The sequence below is a fragment of the Aquimarina sp. genome (genome assembly GCF_977115655.1).
The window spans coordinates 140,312-157,276 of sequence record NZ_CDSBKO010000001.1 but is presented as its reverse complement, the minus strand read 5'-3'; the positions used below and the strand labels follow the sequence as shown (position 1 = coordinate 157,276).

The 16,965-nt window shown below is 31.6% G+C and carries 14 protein-coding genes and 1 pseudogene; 11 read left to right on the top strand and 4 right to left on the bottom strand.

The annotated features are described in order from the left end of the window. Window positions 1–7 precede the first annotated feature (7 nt). Window positions 8–604, bottom strand: a complete 597-nt coding sequence (locus tag ACZIYX_RS00670) for a Crp/Fnr family transcriptional regulator (RefSeq protein ID WP_462680257.1) — start codon at window positions 602–604, stop codon at window positions 8–10. Between the two features lie 357 nt (window positions 605–961). On the opposite strand from ACZIYX_RS00670, the gene ACZIYX_RS00665 reads away from it, so the two are divergent. Then, the gene (locus ACZIYX_RS00665; protein WP_462680256.1) at window positions 962–1,153 is read left to right on the top strand and encodes a cold-shock protein; all 192 of its coding nucleotides are present in this window, start codon (window positions 962–964) and stop codon (window positions 1,151–1,153) included. A gap of 313 nt (window positions 1,154–1,466) precedes the next feature. On the opposite strand, the gene ACZIYX_RS00660 is transcribed toward ACZIYX_RS00665, so the two are convergent. Together ACZIYX_RS00660 and ACZIYX_RS00655 are read right to left on the bottom strand one after the other, a co-directional pair. After that, window positions 1,467–2,075, bottom strand: a complete 609-nt coding sequence (locus ACZIYX_RS00660; RefSeq protein WP_462680255.1) for a thiamine phosphate synthase — start codon at window positions 2,073–2,075, stop codon at window positions 1,467–1,469. A 43-nt stretch (window positions 2,076–2,118) separates the two neighbouring features. Next, window positions 2,119–2,730 (bottom strand): DEAD/DEAH box helicase, encoded by a 612-nt coding sequence (locus ACZIYX_RS00655; RefSeq protein ID WP_462680254.1) that lies wholly within the window; start codon window positions 2,728–2,730, stop codon window positions 2,119–2,121. Window positions 2,731–2,979: 249 nt separating this feature from the next. Here ACZIYX_RS00655 and ACZIYX_RS00650 point away from each other — a divergent pair. The 6 genes and pseudogenes from ACZIYX_RS00650 to ACZIYX_RS00625 form a co-directional block, all read left to right on the top strand. After that, a pseudogene (locus tag ACZIYX_RS00650) lies at window positions 2,980–3,117 on the top strand (AraC family transcriptional regulator); the annotation flags it as partial. A 91-nt stretch (window positions 3,118–3,208) separates the two neighbouring features. Next, window positions 3,209–3,427, top strand: coding sequence for a hypothetical protein (locus tag ACZIYX_RS00645; RefSeq protein WP_462680253.1), 219 nt, complete (start codon window positions 3,209–3,211; stop codon window positions 3,425–3,427). 727 nt (window positions 3,428–4,154) lie between these two features. Further along, on the top strand, window positions 4,155–5,249 hold the full coding sequence (locus tag ACZIYX_RS00640; protein ID WP_462680252.1) for a sensor histidine kinase: 1,095 nt from the start codon (window positions 4,155–4,157) through the stop codon (window positions 5,247–5,249). Then, window positions 5,230–5,985, top strand: a complete 756-nt coding sequence (locus tag ACZIYX_RS00635; RefSeq protein ID WP_462680251.1) for a LytR/AlgR family response regulator transcription factor — start codon at window positions 5,230–5,232, stop codon at window positions 5,983–5,985. The genes ACZIYX_RS00640 and ACZIYX_RS00635 overlap by 20 nt, the downstream gene beginning before the upstream one ends. Before the next feature lie 108 nt (window positions 5,986–6,093). Then, the gene (locus ACZIYX_RS00630; RefSeq protein ID WP_462680250.1) at window positions 6,094–7,380 is read left to right on the top strand and encodes a M20 metallopeptidase family protein; all 1,287 of its coding nucleotides are present in this window, start codon (window positions 6,094–6,096) and stop codon (window positions 7,378–7,380) included. Window positions 7,381–7,446: 66 nt separating this feature from the next. Next, window positions 7,447–7,650 carry a hypothetical protein gene (locus tag ACZIYX_RS00625; protein ID WP_462680249.1) on the top strand — a complete coding sequence of 68 codons (204 nt, stop codon included), beginning with the start codon at window positions 7,447–7,449 and terminating at the stop codon, window positions 7,648–7,650. Between the two features lie 267 nt (window positions 7,651–7,917). Here the strand turns inward: ACZIYX_RS00625 and ACZIYX_RS00620 are convergent, their stop codons facing one another. Continuing rightward, window positions 7,918–9,798: a hypothetical protein gene (locus tag ACZIYX_RS00620; RefSeq protein WP_462680248.1), complete on the bottom strand. Its 1,881-nt coding sequence runs from the start codon at window positions 9,796–9,798 to the stop codon at window positions 7,918–7,920. 247 nt (window positions 9,799–10,045) lie between these two features. On the opposite strand from ACZIYX_RS00620, the gene ACZIYX_RS00615 reads away from it, so the two are divergent. The 4 genes from ACZIYX_RS00615 to ACZIYX_RS00600 all read left to right on the top strand — a co-directional run bounded on the left by ACZIYX_RS00615 (window position 10,046) and on the right by ACZIYX_RS00600 (window position 16,957). Continuing rightward, complete coding sequence (locus ACZIYX_RS00615; RefSeq protein WP_462680247.1) at window positions 10,046–11,173, top strand: helix-turn-helix domain-containing protein; 1,128 nt, start codon at window positions 10,046–10,048, stop codon at window positions 11,171–11,173. An 89-nt stretch (window positions 11,174–11,262) separates the two neighbouring features. Next, complete coding sequence (locus ACZIYX_RS00610) at window positions 11,263–12,804, top strand: amidohydrolase family protein (RefSeq protein ID WP_462680246.1); 1,542 nt, start codon at window positions 11,263–11,265, stop codon at window positions 12,802–12,804. A gap of 83 nt (window positions 12,805–12,887) precedes the next feature. Continuing rightward, window positions 12,888–14,720 (top strand): T9SS type B sorting domain-containing protein, encoded by a 1,833-nt coding sequence (locus ACZIYX_RS00605; protein ID WP_462680245.1) that lies wholly within the window; start codon window positions 12,888–12,890, stop codon window positions 14,718–14,720. A 920-nt stretch (window positions 14,721–15,640) separates the two neighbouring features. Continuing rightward, entirely contained in the window at window positions 15,641–16,957 is a 1,317-nt protein-coding gene (locus ACZIYX_RS00600) for a TolC family protein (RefSeq protein ID WP_462680244.1), read from the top strand. Window positions 16,958–16,965 lie beyond the last annotated feature (8 nt).

The following is a 16,965-nucleotide window of genomic DNA, read 5'->3' as shown; positions in this document are numbered from 1 at the left end:
GTAAGATTTACTTTTTAAGAGATAATTTTCTAATTCTGCTTAATGATTCTGGAGTAACACCCAAATAGGAAGCTATATAATGATGCGGAATTAAGTTTAACAGATTTGGATATTGCTTTATAAAAATATCGTATCTATCAGAAGCACTTTGATACTGTAATGATTCTATTCTTTCTATAGCCAGTACGTAATTAAATTCTGCCATCAATCTGCCAAAAGTATTAAAAGAGGAACTTATTTTATAAAAAGATATCCAATCGCTATATGAAATTGAAACTAACTTACCCGGCACTATACATTCAATAATTTCATTACTTGGCTGCTCTTTCAAAAGACTAACAAACGAAGCTACTAAAGGATTTCTGGATGCATAATTAAAATAGCTGGTGATTTCTTTTCCATTTTTTAATTGATATACTCTGTAAACTCCAGAAATAACAAACTTTAAAGTTTTACAAACTTGCCCTTGTTTAATTATCACATCTCCTTTATCATAAATCTCTATAGAAAGTTTAGATCGTAATCGTTCTATATCTATCTGCAAAAGATCTACCCAATTAGAAATAAAATCAATTAATTTTTGATGTTCTTTATGCTCGTTCATCTTATAAATAGATTCGTATATAATTACGAATATAAAATAAACTTAGTCCTACTTTGTCATCTTATATATGCTTTTATTTGATTTTTAGGTTTACCATTAACATCTCTCTAAATCTCCCTTCAAAGGGAGACTTTTACTCCTTTCTTTGAAGGAAGGTTGGGATGATGTATTTTTAATTCTAAAATTACAAAGTAGGTTTAGATCATAAAAAGTAATGTATCGAAAGGGGAGAAGAAACCTGTTTAATAACTAAACATATTAATAAATTGAAAATAAGTGAATTAATATGTTATATGTCAAAAAAATGGCACTACCTTTGAGCTTCAAATTATATAATAAATTTTTAATTACATTACAATGAATAAAGGAACAGTAAAATTCTTCAATGACGCTAAAGGTTTTGGATTTATCACTGAAGAAAGTGCTAACAAAGATCATTTTGTACACATTTCTGGATTAGTAGATGAAATTCGTGAAGGAGACGAAGTAGAGTTTGATCTGAAAGAAGGAAACAAAGGATTAAATGCAGTGAACGTAAAAGTTATCTAATACATATACTTTCAAGTTTTATAAAAGCCCATTACTTAGTAATGGGCTTTTTGTTGTTACCAAACATACTCAGCCTTCCCTTTATGGTAGTTTAACCCAGATTATCAATGTCGTTAAGTTAAGCTGTATCTTTTTGAGGATTAAATGTCTGTAAAAACAAAATACCCCTTTACTTTCATCATGGATTCCCCCATCCTGCGCTGGAATCCATAATTAACAAACTTTAAATCAATAGTTTAAATTCTTAACTTAACGACATTGATAATCTGGGTTTAATTTAAAGATTGGTATAAAATTCTAAAATCGGTATACTCTATTCAAATGTATAGCGTTGTTCTTCTGTCAAAGATGCGTTAAGTAATTGGTTAAATGTTCTTATAGTATTAAAATTACGAGTGATTTCACCAGATACTGCAATTCCAGAAATACCTGTTTCTAATATATCAATAACATCTTCTGTAGTTATGCCTCCAATACCAATAATTGGTATTTTAGTTTTTAAAGTTCCTGTAATTTCAGTATAACTTTTCAAACCTAAAACAGGGCTTAAACTAATATAATCGACTTCCTTATCGATTAATGTTTGGCAATCCTGCAAGGTATTTGCTGTTCCGCCAATGATTTGCCAAGTGTATAGATGCTTTCTGGCTATAGTAGGGCAGGAGTCTGTTTTTCCCAAATGTACACCATCTGCTTTAACCTCTTTTGCTATTTTATAATGATCGTTAATAATTAATCTGGTTTGAAAGTGAGATGTGATTTCTCTAGCTTCTTTCGCTAATTTTATAAGTTTTTTTACGGAAACATTTTTTAAACGTAATTGTACTAATTCTGCACCAGATGTACAAGCTTTTTGAATGTTCTCCAGATGTTCTTTAGGGGAGTTTCCTTGAGATATATAGTGCAATTTAGGTATAATCATGTCTTAGTTTTTGTTATTAAATAGATCACCAATAATTGCTCCTTTAGATAGCGATTATTTTTGAGTGTTCCATAAAATAGGACTCAAAGCGTTCTAGTTTTGGGGTCATTTTTTCTGAGTATAACACAAACTGGCATTTTTTAATACTTTGAGTAATCGAAATAAGGGCATTATACACAGATGCTTGAGCCAAAAAATCAGCATCATCTATACTAAAAATCTTTAATTGAGAAGTGCTTACGCCATTTAATAAAAACAACTTGTTCATTGTTTTGGGTGTCGAAATAAGAATGTCTACTCCCATAAATATTTCTGATTTTTGCACATCAATATGAAGCTCTTCATATCCTACATATACTCGTAATGAATTGTGTTTGGTATAGGTTAAAAAAGTATCATATAACTCTATAGCTTTTTCCTTATTTTCTACAAGAACTACAGCCCTTGGAGCATTTCCAACTGCTTCGCATTTTAGTTTTTGCAAGGTAGTGAGTATTAGCGTGGTCGTTTTTCCGCTACTCTTTGGAGCCATGCAAAAAACATTAGCCCCACTTTTTATGACAGGAATACTGGTACTTTGTAAAGGAGTAGGTATTGTTATTTCCAGGTGTCCTAGTTTCTCTTGTATATCGGAATGTAGTTTTTTAAAAGGCATAGAAATTAAAGAGATAACTGTTTAATGTAAAATTTATAATAATTAGGGCAAATATACTACCTAGAAACGAAATACATGGCGTAATTACTTTTTCTATTTTAATACAATAGAAAAGTGTGTGAGTGATTATATACAAGAATACAATTTTATAAAACATAATTTTGAAATCTTTCTAATACGTTACGTTTTTTGGTGCTTCTACAAATTACTTGATATTATTAATATAAACCAGAGCCACATACAGAATTACATTTTTCAGAAATTGCTATAGAATTTGGATTTACAGACACAAGCCACTTAAACAAAATCTTTAAGGTTTATAAAGGCATAACTGTTGGGGCATTTCGACAAACTCTGCAACAAGTATATTTGTTTATACAAACTTAATTTTTTACTTAAATCACTTCGTTTTTTACTTTATCAAATCTTCATATTGGTGGTAATTTTGTATTCAAGTTTAACAATCAAAAAACAAGATATGATTACTACAGAATTTAAAACCTTTAAGGTAGAAGTTAAAAATGCGCAGGCCTGGGTGACTTTTGATTATGAGCCAGTTAATATTCAAGGAATTCCGATGCTGGATGATTTAAATAATTTAGCAGAACAATTAGAGAATGATCGTTCTATAAAAGTAGTCGTATTTCAATCCGCACACCCAGAAATATTTGTAGCACATGCAGACCTAGTTTGTTGATTTTATAAATGTACTGGAATAACATTTATGCTATTCAAAAACCAGCCGATTAAGAGGTAAAGGTAGATAGACATGCATTAATCGTATGCAAAATAAAAAAAGTGAACATCCCTACTAAGGTAGTATTTAAATATTCTTTTGCTTTTTCTGTTGATCTATAACATAGTATAGATAGAATCAAACTCCACAATATAGGTTAAAATCAAATATTACAATTCAAAAACATTTAACGACGATTCAAGGTAATGTGATTTTGTATTGTCTGTAATAATTACATATTTGGCTATCCATTAATCAAATTACAACCTTTAATAATACTAACAAAAATATGACTCCAACAGAAGTTTTTTCAATAGCAAGTATGATTGCCATGCCTATGTGGATTTTAATGATCTTTTTACCTACATGGAAAGTAACCTAATTTTTAATTGATTTTAAAATAATGATAAGTCAGATGTCTCATAATATAGGGGTGGCAGATGGAGGATCGTGGTTACCAGTAGTAAAATGAGTACTGTTGGAGGAAATTTAAGAATCGTACATTTTTTTGCATTGCATAGTATACAAATAATTCCGTTATTCGTATTATGGATATCTAATAACAGGGAACCATTAATAAAAATTAAGTTACAACAACTGTAACTGTTTTTGAGCTATCACATACCTCATGGGTTGGATTTGTATCTTGTTAAACTAGACAAGATATTACTTTAATGAACTAAAATTTATGCCATTATTCAACAAAAAGAAACGTATCAAATATTTGGGGTTTAATGATATTTGGTTTTCAATAACAGGCATCCTTATCATAAGTATTATAGCAAATTATTTATTTAATAATCCATCAGAGAGAAAATCTATAGAACTAATATTGATAGGTTGGGTTGCTTCCTTAATTCCCACAATCTGTGATTGGTGCACCATACGGTTTATTTTAATTTTTTTACGAAAAAAATTTCCCGATTTTAAAGATGATTTTAAACGTATTCTTTTTCTTCTATTTGCAATTATAGGCGTGGTCTTGTTTGTTGATTTTACACTGGGTTTTTTCCTTGCAAAATTTTTTAGTGCTTTGGGGTTCTATTCCACACATAAGGTAATGCTAAAGGTTCTTTTACCGGTTTTTTTGATTATTATCATGACAATGGCAATATATGAGGCGGTTTATTATTATATAAGGCTTAAAAAATCAATAAGAGAAGAAGAACAGACTAAACAAGTAATGATACAAGCGCAATTAGATACCTTAAGGAATCAGGCACAACCTCATTTTTTATTCAATAGTTTAAATACATTACGGGATATTATAGATCATGATACAAAAGAAGGTGCCAAGGGTTTTGTAGACAATTTGTCTAATGTTTATCGTTTTATATTAGAGTCCGGAAACACTAATTTGGTTTCGCTTCAGGAAGAACTAAAATTTGCCAAAGCGTATATGTACATCCAAACCGAAAGATTTGGGGATAACCTAAAAATAACGTGGAACATTACAGAAAGTAAACTATCCTGTATGATAATACCCATGAGTTTACAGCTTTTGTTAGAAAATGCGATAAAGCACAATATCGTTTCCAAAGCTAAACCTTTACGTATAACTGTAGAAACCAAAGGGGATTGCTTGCAGGTGAGCAATAAAATTCAAATAAAATCAACACAAATACCATCCACAAAAATTGGGTTAGAAAATATTGTAAAACGATATACATTACTTTCAAGTAAATTGCCCGAGATTACAAATGATGGAGATATGTTTGTTGTCTCCCTTCCTTTACTAAAATTATCCGATCAAAAGAAAAACCATGCAAATACTAATCATTGAAGACGAACCTCGTGCCGCGAACCAATTACAAAATCTACTAAACAAAAGTACTTTTGATTTTCAATTATTAGATGTTATCGATACGGTTGAAGATGCTGTGCTATGGTTCAAAAAAAATAATGCCCCCGATCTGGTGTTTATGGATATTCAACTAGCAGATGGGTTAAGTTTTGAAATATTTCAGCAAACAGAAGTGGTTGCGCCAATTATTTTTACAACTGCTTTTGATCAATATGCAATTCAGGCATTTAAGGTAAATAGTGTGGATTACCTCCTAAAACCTATTCAACAAAATGACTTAGATACGGCACTTCATAAATTCTTTAGATCTAATACACCAACTACTATAGTGGAGCCTGATATTTTAAAAAAACTCTTAAATAGTATGCAAATCCCACAAAAACGCTCAGGAATATTGGTAAAAGAGGGGGGTGGCTTTGTGCAAATAAGAGTATCAGAGCTTTTGTATATGTATTCGCAGGATAGTATCACTTTTGGTGTTACTCATAACAAAAGATATATTATAGATGAAACTATGGATCAATTATTTGATTCCTTAGATGACACTAAATTTTATAGAATTAATAGAGGACAGATTATCTCCAAAATGTCTATTCAGAAAATAGAACCCTATTTTAACCATCGCGTAAAGCTATCTGTTTCCAACCCTAGAGACCAGGAGTTTATTGTAAGCAGGCAAAAAACCGGTGATTTTAAAGACTGGATGAACAAATAATAATACGGGTTACATTTCAAGTACCAAATACTACGTTTCGACAAAATACCCTGTTACTAACTATAAAATAAAACCACCTTTGTGATATAAATAAAACAAAATCATATCATGAAGATACAATTTATAGCCATACTTCTTTTAGCTACTACCAAAACACTTTATGGGCAATACGGTAAAAGCACGAGTACCCACCAACAAATAGTAGAGCAAACCGATGCGATCTACGATAATCTGGTTAAAATAAGACGGGATTTACATGAAAACCCCGAAGTATCTACCCTAGAAAAAAGAACTTCTAAAATTGTTGCAGAATATTTAAGAAAACTGGGATTAGAAGTTAAAACAAATGTTGGGGGATATGGTGTAGTAGGAACCCTAAAAGGTGGTAAAAAGGGGAGAAAAATAGCTTGGCGTGCCGATATGGATGCCATAAAAACGGAAGAACCCGATGTAGTAGATTTTAAATCTAAAAATAAAGGGGTACGGCATATTTGTGGTCATGATGTGCATACCACAATTGGTTTAGGAATAGCAAATATTTTGTCTCAGCAAAAAGAAAATTTGGAAGGTACCGTTTATTTTATTTTTCAACCTGCCGAAGAAACCTTTACAGGAGCAAAGGATATGATTAAAGATGGACTTTTCGAGATTATTAAACCAGATGAAATTTATGGGTTGCATATTGTTCCGGAAGCATCAGGAGTGATTAATGTTAAGGCCAATGAGTTGTTTGCGTATCAAAAATCACTTGAAATAAAATTTAAGCCCGGCACCAATGAAAAAGGGTTGGAAAACTTTATGAACACCATATTAAACAGCTTTGTTCGTACTATTAAACAAGAAGGTTCACCTTGGGAGATCATAAACAAGATTTCGGACCCTAAAATAGGGTTGACAAACAAAGAAACAATTTTTAATGATTACTTTATTTTACAGGGAGCAAGGCTTAATACAAATAATGGTGTTACTTTTTACAAGGCTGATTTTCTTGAAACTGATGTTAAAAAAGTGAATAGCATACCTCTTGAAATAAAAAAACAAATCCTTAATTCTAAATACAAAGATGCCTTTATTTCCATTGAATACTCAAAAGACTATTCGGGAACCCCTATAAACGACCCTAAACTCACAAAGATTAGCACAAAAATACTTCGCAATAGGTATAACAAGGATATGGTGAAGCAATTGTATGGGCAAATACCATTTTTTGGCGAAGATTTTATATTCTATCAGCAAAAAGTACCGGGAGTATTCTTTCTCTTGGGAGGATCTAATATTCAAAAAGGTATAAGTTCTATGCCCCATACACCAAATTTTGCTGTAGACGAAACCACCATAAAATATGGAGTACAATCCTTTGCTGCTTTAATTTTAGAAAGAGCGAACAGTAAATAAACACTTTTAATTCATCAATCAATATATAATCCCCCCGAAATACATTCCGATTAAAAAAATAATATCATGAAAAAAACACTAATTATCCTCAGCCTGTTTCTATTTGCTCAACTATGGTCTCAAGAGAGGTTAACCAAAGTACAATGGCAAGAAGATCTTCGTTTTATTCAAAACACCATACATAAAGATTATTCACATCTTTTTGTAAAAACAACTAAGGAGATTTTTGATACCGAAGTAGAAACACTATACAATGATATTCCGAATTAACTTAATAATTTCTTTATAAGAGACGGATTAAATTCTATTTTTCTGGTTCCAAAATAATATTTTGCTCTGACGAAATTATAATTTAAACAGCTTTTATCTTGATTTTGTAGGTATTTAGCTAAAATTATAAAGATATGTTATGTTTAAAATATAGAATTGTTAAATGTGTTATTTACTATCTCTTTTCTTGAGCAGAGATTGTTATTTAAAAATATAAAATAGAGGTGCTATACTAATTACAACACCTCTATTACGTTAAAATAATAACTATACTTTAACTTTACAGAACGAAATAAAATCTTGTATTGGTCCGGGTTCACCGTCTCCCGTTGTCAGGTTTACTTTTGTGGTTAAATGCACCGTATAAGCACAGGGCAATAAATCATTAACATCAAACAAGTTAATTGGGGTTGACTCTGGTAGATTGATAAGTTGCGTCGACCCAAACGTTTCTGGCGCAGGCATTAGGGATATATCAGGAAACCCAAAGTCTTGTCCTAGCTTTTTAGGCCCTGCTATAGATAGGGATATTGAAGATAGGTTTTCATTTCTGGCATGGTACTTTACATGCAAAGCATTGGTTATTTTATTGCAACCAGTGGTTGCAGAAACGATTTCATCAATATTTACAGATACAGAAGCTAGTTGGTTTTGCACTATTTTTGGTGCCCAATTACCATGTTTGTTTACATTGTTATATTCCACATTAAAAATAGCAATGGGTTTAGAGGTTCCGACTATAACTTCTGTTGCTACGTTATTTAATTCACGTTGTTTCATTCGTATGGCAAAATAACGGTTGGTTATATGTGGCCTTGCTACAGAAACAGTTGCCGTACCAATATCTAATGGGAGTGCTGCCATATCCAGAGATACTAAATTAGTTAATGCAACCGTATTAAGTTTTAGAATCTCGGCATCTTGATGTGGCTCAAAATTACCCTCTTGCGGTACAGGAATCCAATTTCCATTAAAATTAATATTGGGGGCAACCCCGTTGGTAATATATGGTGTTTTTAATACTTGGGCAGGACCTCCGGTAAGGGTGATATGATTACCTATCGTTGTGGGGGGGACCATACTTGGCGTTACAGGAAGCCAACCTCCTGGGGTAGGGATATTATTGGGGGCACCTACCTCTTGGTATTCAAACATGTACTCCATTGGATTACCGTTTAATGTTTTTGTAATGGTACCAATAAGGTTAATGGTTCTGTAAAATGCGTACGCATTAAATCCTTCGCGCAATGTTTTTCCGTTAGTGCTATCAATTTCGTCTTGTATTTTAATTTTTCGAAGTAACCCAAAATTGGTAAATGATGCAGGAATAGTACTATCAGGAATCTTAATATCTTCTAGACAAAGCCTTACGCAAAGACATGGGCCTACATTATTTCTTTTATCAGATGGTTTCTCAAATTCTATGGCACTACCGTTGTATTCTAATTTAAAATACACATCCGGTCCACTGTTAAAAGGAGGAAAAGGTGTTTCAATATTAAGTAAAGGAGAGAGAAAGGTTTGTTTAAAATCTTTACTACTGTAATCTATCCTAAAATGCCCGTTAATATTGGTAATACCAGAACCTAATTCATCATCATGAATCCAATCATCATCCATTGCAATTACTTTAAAACCAGGAATTGGGATGTTATTATTTTTACAATCAAGTAATACCCCACAAATCACCCAAGCATCAAATAATTCACGTATCCTGCACCAAAAACGGCTGGTTATACAATATTTCCAATAAAATACAATACCCAGTTCAGTCTGTCTCCATCTAGGTTGTAATGTAGTAAGGGTAAACTGAATAGGGTCACGCTCCTTGCTTTTTTGATTATAAACACGCTTTGTAACAATATCGATCATGATAAGACCATCATACTCTGCATATTCTCCTTTTAGTTCGGTTTCATAATTGCCTTTTTCATCAATTTTTGCTTCTGCCAATAGTAATTTGGATTTAGCTTTAATTTGTTTTTCTCCCAAAATTTGCAACGTATCTTTTGGATTTGCTGTTACCTGCGTTACTACATCAATATCCAGATTAGTTACTCTGTAAAAACGTACAATAGAACCAAATAAAGGTTCTTTACAATCTTTGCATATTTCTCCTGAAAGATTGCCTTTTAGAATAAACCCCATTTTGTATAAATTTTAAGATTAATTTGTTATTTATCCAAAAATAAGTATTATCAATACTTTGTAAAACAGGTGTTTAACTAATTTCACTAAGGTAAAACCCCTTTTTTTGACAGGTAACACCAATAGTGCAATTTTATCAAAATAGATACAAAATGAGTAAACAAACGATAGGAGGGTAGAGAAAAGTAAATAAATTTATTATAGCTTTAAAAATCTTTACATCCTATATATATTTGACAAAAAAACAGTGAAGCTATTCTATGATTTTCTTTTTATAGCAGGAATGCTTTTTTCAGGCATTTACATCTATATTTTATACAAGTCTAAAGAGCGTGGACTATCAAAAATTGTATTAATGATATTGTTTACAGTTCTGGGATTTATTTTGCTGGATTCGTATGCGTATATACATAAACTGAAATTCTTAAAATATATTAGTTTGTTACCAGCACATAGCTCTAAAATATTCTTGGGACCATTATTACTGCTTTATATTGAGTCTTTGTTTTTTGATGATAAATCGGCTTTAAAAAAGAGTTGCAAGTATTTTATCCCTTTTATGCTCTTTTTTATTTTCATAACGATTCCCTATTTTATTTCTACGCTTTCCATGGACTATTTATTTGATTATACTGTGTTTATTCGTAATAATAATCAAATAATCCGTGTGATTTCGGATTTTGTTTTTCTAGCTTTTTTAGTTCAATCTTCTAAGGCTTTTTATAAACTTAAAAAGGTTTTTAAGTGTAACTATTCAAACATTAAGCACAATAACTTTATTTGGGTTAGGTACCTTTTAATTGCTGCAACGGTTATTCTGGTTATAGATAGTCTATTTGTACTTAACCAGATGTTTTTTAACCTGTTTAACTGGAGGACTCAAAATATAGTTATGGTATTGTTAGTGCTATCTGTTTTATATGCAGCCTATTTTGGGATAAATCAATCTAAAGTCTTAGTGCCTTATTTTTTATTGGAAAAAGAAAACGTTTCAGGGCACAAAGATAAATTGCTTACAGAAGAACAAAGGAGCGAATTTATAAAACTTGAATTATCATTAAACAAAATAATGCAAGAGCAAAAGCCATATTTAGATCCTGAGCTCAATTTGTACAAATTAGCTTCTTATTTAGATACAACCGATAAAAAGCTCTCCAATTTATTGAACCAACATATAAGCACTACTTTTTATAATTATATAAATAAGTTTAGGTTAAAAGAATTCAAAAACCGTTTACAGTTTGATGCCCTTAATGAAATCACGATCGAAGGCATAGCATACGAATGTGGTTTTAAATCAAAAGCCAGTTTTTACAGGATGTTCAAAAAAGAAACCGGGATTTCTCCTTTAGAGTATATAAAATCATTAAAATAACATAACTTTTTGTCTCTTTAGAAGCAATGAGACTCTGGCAAGATGCCTTTTTATTTGTTTTGCACATTAATCAAAAAATGTAAAAACAAATGAAATTAAAATCATCAATAAAAAATTGGATCATAGGATTTTTCGTCTTATTGGTAATCACAGTTACAACAGTATCTTGTGGTATGCTGTCCGAAATTAATTTTTCCCTGGGAAAGCATACAGAAGTAGTAAATTCATCACAATTTAAAGCAGTTTCAGGAAATCTGGCAATTAAAAATGTTAACGTGTTAAGTGGTAATTCAGAATGGATGTTACCAAACAAAACGGTATTGATCAAAGACAATAAAATTGAAGCTATCAAAGATTCTATTGCTATTCCCAAAGAATATCAAATTATAGACGGCACCAACAAATATCTTATTCCTGGTTTAATAGATTCTCATGTGCACATCAAGAAAAGTCCAAACGATCTTTTGTTGTATTTAGCAAATGGTATAACACAAGTTGGGGAAATGACAGGAATGAAAGAGCATTTTCAATATCAAAAAGAAATAGAAGATGGCACAAGACTTGGCCCTGATATTTATATTGCTTCTCCTAAAGTAAGTAGTGAGAAAGGAATGAAGGCTACTTTTAGAAGTTGGTTTGAAAGACGGCAACAAAATTATACAACTCCCGATAAAGCAAGAAGAGCGGTTAGAAACTATAAGAAAAAAGGATATAAAGCCATAAAATTAGCTTCACAACTTTTTGACAGGGACATTTATTTTGCAGTTATAGACGAAGCAAAAAAACATAACATACCGGTTATCGGCCATTTGCCTGCTTATGTGTATATGGAAGATTTATATACTTCAGGCCAATCACAATTATCGCATATTGCTTCTGTTATACATTCTGAAATGAATGAATATCGTGGTGTAAACTATAAAAATGCAGAAGCATTTTTATCCTATTTTAAAACTAAAGTAGACAGCATTGCCATAAAACTAAAAGAAAGCAATATTACCATTAGTTCAACCCTTTGGATTTATGAATCTATGCCCATGCAAGATTTTGATTTGCCAAATTTCCTTAAAACTATTGAGCTAGAGTATCAAAACCCTGGCTGGTTAGAAAAATCAAAATTCTCGGGAGGTTGGTTGCCAGGTACGGGAAACAGCTATGAAAACCCCGATAATACAGATCCCGAAAGCAAAAGGCAAAGCAAAATTTATTGGAACGCTCAAATAAAAGCCCTTCATGTTTTAACACAAGCTTTGGTTCGTCATGGTGTTATCGTTATTGCCGGAACCGATGCTAACGGGGCATGTGGTGCTGTTCCTGGCTTTTCATTGCACGATGAGTTAAAATCGCTTGCAAATGTAGGGATGAGCAATGCACAAGTATTACAATCGGCAACTTTGGCTACAGCAAAATGGATGAAAATTAATACCGGCATGATCAAAGTCGGCTACGATGCCGACCTTGTGTTATTAGAAAAAAACCCTTTAAAAAATATTAGAAATACAAAAACAATTAATGCGGTAATAGCCAATGGTAACTATTTTAACAGAAATACTTTAGATAACATGCTACAGGCAGTAAAAGAAGCGAATAATAGATCTAGAGAGGTAAATATTGATGAATTTTTAGATTAATTAAATTGGTATCGTTTTTTTTGTTATAATTATTTTACTTTGCACCAAGTAATAATGTTACGGTAAACATGTAAGCTTTTATAATGATAACAAATAACAGGAGCAAAATTATTTATTATCTTTTGGTCATATTCTTATTTTTGGCTGCAAAAGATATAAATAGCCAAACTGTATATGTACTAACTAGGAATGCGAGTATTTATCGCTTAAACCAAGACAGTTCTTTTTCTCTTTTAACAACTCTTAATATTGATTTACTCGATATCGCAATTTCTGAAACTGGTGATTTTTATGGTATATCATCATCGGGTATTGTTTACATAGATATTAATAATGGAGCCTATACTATTATGCCTAATACAGGGAGTATAGGTGGAGGATCATCTTTAACATACGGTGCTAATGGTGACCTCTATACGATTAGTTCTCGTTCTTTATATAAATATAACATAAACACTAATGTATCAGAAATAGTCTCTAACTTTAATTTAACTACTCCAGGTGATTTATCAATCTATAAAGGGAATGTTATTTTTTCTAATTTTGTAGCGTCCCAAAACGGAAACCCTGCATATTCTAGGATTATGGCATATAATATTAGCAGTGGTTCAATCGATGAAGTTTTTTGCTTAGACAATATACACAACACTTGGGGACTTGCTAATTCTTTCAATACTTGTGAAGAAAACACCGTAACTATTGTCGAAAATATTTCAACTATAGTGGATAATTTCTATAATCTAAATTTAGATAACGGTATTATAACAAAACTAAACATTGACACATCTAGTTTAGATGGCCCTATATATGGATTAGCTTCAGATAATGAATATTTAGCTGCTAACTGTAATACACAGTTGCAAAGTGTTGGTTGCAATAAAATAGACATAGACACGGATAGTGACGGTGTTGAAGATAGGTTTGATCTAGATGATGATAATGATGGGATCTTGGATACAGTAGAACAAAATGGTAATCCAAATAGAGATTCTGATGCAGATGGTTATCCTGATCATCTAGATTTGGATAGCGATAATGATGGGTGTTTTGATGTTATCGAGTGCGGATTCACTGATGATGATCAAAATGGAACACTTGGGCAACTACCAGATACAGTCGATGCTAATGGGCTTGTTATAGGAGAACCCGATGGTTATACTACACCACTTGATGATAACTTAGATGGTGTTTTTGATTTTCAACAAAATAATCTTTTAGATCCTGGAGAAAATGGAACTTTAGAAATTTGTGTAAATAGTAGCTCTGTTGATTTATTCGATAGACTAAATGGCTCTCCGGATACAGGAGGGGTTTGGACCCCAAGTTTATCTAGCGGAACAGGAATGTTTGATCCTCTTCTAGATGCTGCTGGAATTTATACTTATACCATTGATAATCGATTATGTGGGATAGATACTTCACAGGTTAATGTTAGTATAATAGAAGTAGAACCTATAACCGATTATAACATCAATATAGTCGAGCTTAATGATAATAATTCGGTAGAAATCACTATTAATTCTAACTTGAATTATGAATATTCTATAGACGGAATTAATTATCAAACCAGTAATATATTCCGTAATTTAGGAGGAGGTGATTATACGGTATACGTTAGGGAAGTAAACGGTTGCGGAATGCTCGAAGAAATGGTTTCTGTTCTAGGTTATCCAAAATATTTTACCCCGAATGGAGATTCCATTCACGATTATTGGCAAATTAAGGGAATACAAGTACACCCTAATTCAATTATACGTATTTATGATAGATATGGAAAATTATTGAAGGAGATTGGACCAAATAGTATTGGTTGGGATGGAACTTATAATGGAAGACTTATGCCTTCATCTGAATATTGGTTTTCAATACATATCAATAATAAATTATATACTGGGCATTTTTCCCTTATAAGGTAAATGAAAATATAATTATATAATGCCTTAGTGTGTGAATGGGATTATATTACATACAATCTTAAAAGAGATATTTAATAATATAGCTTAAATCTTATAAACATGCTAGAAAGAAAGAGAATTAGTATTAAAAAAGAACGCACACATAGGTTGTTCGAATTTTAGATTATCCTTATACGGAACCCTCAATAAACAATCATTCATTAGTAATGACATAGCACTCTTACATATTTTTTGGGTACCGAATTCAACTACTCCAAATGGTTTTTCTATATCAATATAATCTAAAGTTTTTGGCGTTTCCTTGTCTCCCGAATAGACTTTATAAAGCCTTAAAGTATCGTCCATTTTCCATAATCCATCCGAATTATGTTTTCCGTTTGTAGATATCGAAATACCATCATAAACGCCTCAAAAGAAATATTAATGACCCCAGTAGCTACGATCACTATGAAATAGAATTATCTTGGGATATTTTACATAGTATTACATTATAGCTACGAATGAGCTTAACGTTTCGCAAATTGACTTTTACATAATTACTATCGATATAAAACACTGACGTGTTGTTATATCTGCAATTATGTAAAATGCAAGCATCCACCAATTTGCTACAATATACATTTGTACTATAATGTACTTGCGTTATGTCACTTTGCTTTGGTCAAAAGCGAAGTTTAAACTACTACATTTTCTTATTTTTTTCTTCTAAAAGTATCTCTACAATGTTAATGTAACACGCTTTTTACGAAACGACGAAAGGAGAGTAGTGGAATGTGTGTGGAATGGAATAAAACTCTACTCTACATTTTCATTACTTCTTATTCGACTTCAAAACCTAAAATTCGACTTCAATAACTAATTTTTAAAAACAGTTAGAGAGCATTACATCTTTGCAAAGAATTTATAAACCATTTTTTGTAATGAACAGGATTTTAATATTCTTTTTAGTAACGCTTAACACAACATTTGTATTTGCTCAAATTCAGTTTCAATCATTTCAAGAAGTACTTGAGTATGCGGATAAACACGCAATAAATATCCAAAGTACAATTATTAGTGAGCAAATTGCAAAGACCAGAAAAAAGGAATCTAAATCCTATTTATATCCTTCTTTAAATGCTTCCGCGGGCTACAACAACAATCTAACTATACAGCCAACCTTAATTCCCGCAGAATTATTTAACCCGAATGCTCCAGCGGGAACTTTTGAAGAATTTATATTTGGTAAACAACACGTTTATTCTGCTGGAATTCAAGCACAATGGAATATTTTAAATTTCCAACAACTGTTTGCCTCTCAAACGGCTAATATAATTGCCGAACAAAGCGAAATTAATACACAAAGAAGTAAGTTTAGTACCTATAATACGTTAGCTTCAACTTATTATTCCATTTTACTAACACAGGAAGCTATTGTTATTTATAAAGAAAACCTTAAGGTTTCCGAAGCAATTTATACTAGTACAAAAGAAAAATTTCAAAAGGGAATTATTAGTGAAGAAGCATTGAATTCTTCTAAAATAAAACAGTTACAAAATCATAAAAACTTACAACAAGCAAAGCGTAATCTCAGTCGTTTTTATAAACAACTTCAAAGTCAATTAAATACCAATCAACCTATTACAATTTCAGATAAGCCTCAAAATTTCAGATTGTTAAATACGAATATTGAAACTAAACATTCTGAAATTACTTGGCAAGAAATGGAAGTCGATAAACAAAAATCGCTTCTAAAAGAAAAGAAAGCATTGCTTTTACCTAATATTAATCTTACTTATCAATACAATAACAGTTGGTCAACCGATAGCTTCACAGATTTTTCAAATGCTAACGAATTGCCACAACAATATATTGGTGCAAAGCTGAGTATTCCAATCTTTAATGGCTTTTCTTCTCGATCAAAAATCAAGCAATCTAAATTGGAATTACTACAACAGGAATTGCAATTAGAAAACACAAAATTGGTAAAGCAGAAAGAGGATGAATTGTTGCTTTTAGATGTTAATCAATATGAAGAAGAATTGACAGAGAATACCAAAATTTTGAGGCTAAGACAGCAAAATGATGCGCATGCCGAAAACAAATACAACAGCGGTATTACAAGTTTAAACGAACGCCTAAATAGTTATGAAGATTTACTAAATGCGCAAAATGCGTATCTGCAAAGTCTTGCTTCTTACACTTTAGTGAGGTACAAACTGTTTATCAGACAAATTGATTTAAAATCCAACAATTAAAATACAAA